Annotated in this window: 2 protein-coding genes; both read right to left on the reverse strand. The window is 76.0% G+C overall.

Translation table 11 applies throughout. The features are described 5' to 3' along the window. Window positions 1-561: TlpA disulfide reductase family protein (locus SSNG_RS00605; protein WP_165364952.1), on the reverse strand; the 561-nt coding region annotated here is incomplete at its 3' end. Further along, window positions 558-1026, reverse strand: a 469-nt coding sequence (locus SSNG_RS37625; protein ID WP_206731270.1) for a thioredoxin family protein, incomplete at its 5' end; no start/stop codon positions are given. The genes SSNG_RS37625 and SSNG_RS00605, both read right to left, overlap by 4 nt.

Here is a 1026-nt window from a genome sequence, read left to right on the forward strand (position 1 = left end):
CCCCCGATGGCCACGGCGACCCGGCCCCGCCGGTCCAGGACGAGGAGTCGAGGGGATCGTCCGCGGGTTGAGCACCGCCGGCGGGAAGCGCAGCAGGAGCGCGCCGGCGGGGTCGTGGAGGCTGGGGAAGCCCAGGCCGTGGGCCCGTACGAAGGACCGCGCCGCATCCCGGTCCCGGTCCCGGGTGTCGACCCCGAGGAAGCGCACCCTCTCGCCCCGGAGCTGCCCGCTGAGCAGCGCCAGGTCGTCGGCCTGCGCGCGGCAGGGTGCGCACCGGGAACGCCAGACGTTGAGGACGACCACCTCCCCGCGGAGGGCGGAGAGCGAGACCGGCCTCCCGTCCAGGTCGTTCCCGGTCAGCGCGGGAGCGGAGGGGCGGGCTTGCGGGGCCGCGACCGCGGCCGCGGCCGCGGGCCTGGCGGCGACGGTGCGGGTGGCCGCCGCGGCTCCGGCGCCGGAGCCGTCCGTGGCGAGGCCCGTCAGCAGCAGGGCCGCCGCCACCGAAAGGCCGGTGCCGAGCGGGACCCCGAGCGGGACGGCCGGGCGTACCGGCCGTCTCACGGGGCCCACTTGCGCAGGAAGGTGTTGATGCCGTCGGCCGTCAGCGGCGGGTTGCCGGTGGCATGGGTGTCGACCCGTGTGGTGCCGGACGGGGAGACGACCACGAGGACGGGCATCGTGTAGGTCCCGCCCGAGGGGCTGTACTCGCGCAGCAGCGCGGAGTTGGCGGAGCTGCTGTCGCCTATGTCGACCTTGACGAGGTGGTAGTCGTCCGCGAGGAGCGCCGTGGTGGCCGGCTGGGCGAACACCTTGTCGGCGGCCTTGCAGTTGCCGCACCAGTTGGCCCCGAAGTCGAGCAGGACCATCCGGCCGTCGGACTTCGCCGCGCGCAGGGCCGCGTCGATCAGCGCCTGCGCGTCGGCCGAACCGTCGTAGCCGGGGCCGGGCACCTTGGCGGGGGCGGGGGCGGCGGACGTCGGCTTGGCACCACCGGGAGGCCGAACCGGAAACCGAACCGGACCCCGT

This window comes from Streptomyces sp. C (genome assembly GCF_000158895.1).
GTDB classification, from domain to species: domain Bacteria; phylum Actinomycetota; class Actinomycetes; order Streptomycetales; family Streptomycetaceae; genus Streptomyces; species Streptomyces racemochromogenes.